This window comes from Accumulibacter sp., assembly GCF_029255285.1.
GTDB lineage: Bacteria > Pseudomonadota > Gammaproteobacteria > Burkholderiales > Rhodocyclaceae > Accumulibacter.
Genome location: NZ_JAPUVI010000016.1, coordinates 1 through 3,374 on the forward strand (window position 1 = coordinate 1; position 3,374 = coordinate 3,374).

Consider the following 3,374-nt stretch of genomic DNA (forward strand, 5'->3'; position numbering starts at 1 on the left):
CCGGAAACGTTGTTGGCACTTTTGTGGCTCTTGGATCACGGTCTTGCTGGAGTTGATGGCGGTTTTTGTGCCATTTCAATTCCTGGCAAATGCCCCAAAGCCCCGCCCGGATCAGGAAGTCTGAACTTAAAGTGATACAGGCATCAATTTATGACAAAATTTGACGTTCCTGGCATATTTTCCGAAAGTTGCTTTCTCTAACATGCTGTTTTTATATTAATTTTTCATGGCGAATTATGCACTAACGCCGTGCATTTCTATTTTATTAGGAAGGGCATGTTCTCATGAGTTATTTTCATAGAGTGGCGCGGTTCTTCTTCTCCGCCTGTATACTGTCTTTGCCTTGGGTATTTTCATTCTCAGTCCTGCAAGCGAACGCCGAAATCGGCAAGCTAGCGTCTAAACTTCAGGCTCCATTAACCACAAAGTGGGATCAATTAGAAATACCTGTATGCTGGGAAAATCCTACAGCACAGGATGCACAAGGTCGACACTGGGTAGAGCAAGCTGTTCAAGAAACATGGGAACTTCATTCCCTGGTAGATTTTGTAGGATGGAATGAATGCTTACCAAATAGCCGTGGGATAAGAATTGTTATTGAAGATCCCGTACAAAATCTCTCAAAGAAAACCGATAACGGTCCACATGTTAAAAAGCTAGGGAAAGATTTGGATGGGTTAAGAAATGGTATGTCACTGAACTTCACCTTTAATAATTGGAGTAATATTTGCAGAAACAATCTTCAGCCTTGTATTAAGGCTATCGCTGTACATGAATTCGGACATGCGTTGGGGTTCGCTCATGAACAGAACAGGCTTGACGCGCCAATAGAATGTCGAGCTGAAAAACAAGGGGGTGACGGCGATACATATCTCACATATTACGATTTGACATCCATTATGAATTATTGTAATCCGAATTGGAACGGTAATGGAAAACTCAGTTCCAGCGATATCACAGGTCTTCAGAAGTGGTATGGATGGCCAGCGCCAGTTCAAATTCAGTCATTTTCTGGTCTTTGTCTTGATGTAGACCTCGGAACACAAAACAACGCCGGTGCTGAAGTCCAGGTTTGGGGATGTTGGGGTAGTGAAAACCAGAAGTGGTATCATAAAACGCCTTGGGCAGAGATACGAAGTCATGCAGGTTTATGCCTTAACATAGATCGTGACACGCAATACAAAAACGGTGCCAAAGTTCAGGTTTGGGGCTGCTGGGGCGGTGAAAATCAGAAATGGCGCTTCGAGAATGGGCATATCTTCAGCCAAGCAGGTAAGTGTCTTGAAGTAGACCGCGGAACACAGCACCAGAATGGCGCTAATGTGCAGGTTTGGGAATGTTGGGGTGGTGAAAATCAGCGGTGGCGTATCGATGATGGACGCATCATTAGTAACGCAGGGCTATGTCTTGGTGTAGATCGCCGAGAACGAAAAAAGAATGGCGCTAAATTAAAAGTATGGCACTGTACGGGTGACGATAATCAGAATTGGGTTCGGGCGGAACCTAAGGGGCAGATAATCAGTGAAGCCGGTTTGTGTCTCGATGTAGACCATGGCACTCAATTCAATAGTGGGGCCAAGGTTCAGGTTTGGGGCTGCTGGGGCGGTGAAAATCAGAAATGGCGGGTCGAGAACGGACGCATCATCAGTGATGCTGGCCTATGCCTCGATGTAGACCGTGGCAATCAATTCAATAGTGGGGCCAAAGTCCAGGTTTGGGGGTGTTGGGGTAGTGAGAACCAAGAATGGAAGGCTGAAGTATTGCCATTTCCATCCGGGCCGTTTTCAGATCCTAACTTCGGAACGTGGACAGAAATCGTTAGTAACGCAGGGCTATGTCTTGACATAGATCGGGGCACGCAATACCAAAACGGTGCCAAAGTTCAGGTTTGGGGCTGCTGGGGCGGTGAAAATCAGAAATGGAAACTGGAGAATGGGCAGATCATCAGTCAGGGTGGTCTTTGCCTTGATGTGGATCGGGGCGCGCAATACCAAGACGGTGCCAAAGTTCAGGTTTGGGGCTGTTGGGGCGGTGAAAATCAGAAATGGCGAGTCGAAAATGGACGCATCGTCAGTGATACTGGCCTTTGCCTTGACGTAGACCGCAGTATACAATACAATAGCGGTGCCGAAGTGCGGGTTTTTGGTTGCTGGGGTGGCGAGAATCAGAAATGGGATGTCGGGTTGCGATGATCTCATATAGGGGTCAGGAATTGGGGTCAGTCCCAAATGGGGGTCACCCATTAGCCGGCCCCTGTCAACAGGTTAAAAAAATCTCTCGCGATGCAGCGGCGATACATTCGTGAGCAAATCCGCTCCTGGCATCAGCCCGGCGCTCGCGCCCTGGTTTTCGTTCTTGCGGTGTCGGAACCAGTCCGCACCAGTCACCCATCAGGATCAAGGCGGTAGTCCGGGTGTGGCCACCCGGGCTGCGCCCCTGGCCGCGGTTGCGGCCCCAGAAAACCGTCGGTGCCCTGCACGTGTCCAAGTCGTTCGGCATGTTTGCCGATGACAAATCTATGGTTGCCCGTCACGATGGTGGCGGGCACCAACCCCGGTTGGCTCACGGCAGAGGCGAACTGGTCAAGCCTTTTGCCTTTTCAAAACCTTTGTTCTCGCGATAACTTCTCCTGCGTCAAGGGCGGGCTGCGCTTTTTGCAGCCCGGCGTAGCGCACCCTGGACGCCCAACGGTGATTTAGGCTGATGTAAGGTGGCAAAGCCGCGCACTTCGGCTTTGCCACCTTACAGACCCTGCCGGCCTCCGGTCTGGCGGAGAGGCGGACGGTGGCCCAATCAAGTCTGATGGTGATTAGCCAACCCCGTGTCTGGCTCACCGCCCCCGCTCCATTCTTTCAGGCAAACGCACGCTGGACGTCAAACGGCACCCGATCGCGCATCACGTGGTAACAGGCCCGCGCCAGTTTGTGCGCCACCGCCTTGATCGCCACCACGGGCATCGTCTTGGCACACTTGCGTTGGTAGAAGCGCTTGACCACCGGCTCGTAACGCACGGCGAAGTTCGCCGCTTCGACAAAGGCCCATGCCAAGTACTTGTTGCCGTTCTTGACGTTGCCGCTCCCTTTCTTCTTGCCGTTCGACCGATGCTCACTGCCGACACAGCGGCAATACGATGAAAAATCTCCCACCGTGGCAAAGCGGCTCACCTGACCGGTCTCGAGCGCAATGGTCAGTGCGAGCACTTTGCCCACCCCGCTCACCGTCAGCAGCCCCTGGTAGTCCGGGCGTAACTTCAGACTTCCTGATCCGGGCGGGGCTTTGGGGCATTTGCCAGGAATTGAAATGGCACAAAAACCGCCATCAACTCCAGCAAGACCGTGATCCAAGAGCCACAAAAGTGCCAACAACGTTTCCGG

General features: G+C 51.5%; 2 protein-coding genes. One reads left to right on the forward strand and one right to left on the reverse strand.

Features of this window, described 5'->3' with window-relative positions:
• Positions 1-284 precede the first annotated feature (284 nt).
• Positions 285-2,192, forward strand: coding sequence for a M57 family metalloprotease (locus Q1M07_RS01055; RefSeq protein ID WP_300449413.1), 1,908 nt, complete (start codon positions 285-287; stop codon positions 2,190-2,192).
• 660 nt (positions 2,193-2,852) lie between these two features.
• Here Q1M07_RS01055 and Q1M07_RS01060 read toward each other — a convergent pair.
• On the reverse strand, positions 2,853-3,374 hold a 522-nt coding region (locus Q1M07_RS01060; RefSeq protein WP_300449415.1), incomplete at its 5' end, for a transposase.

Coding starts and splice junctions, on each gene's coding strand:
- Q1M07_RS01055 (WP_300449413.1), top strand. CDS start 285: ATGAGTTATTTTCATAGAGTGGCGCGGTTCTTCTTCTCCGCCTGTATA.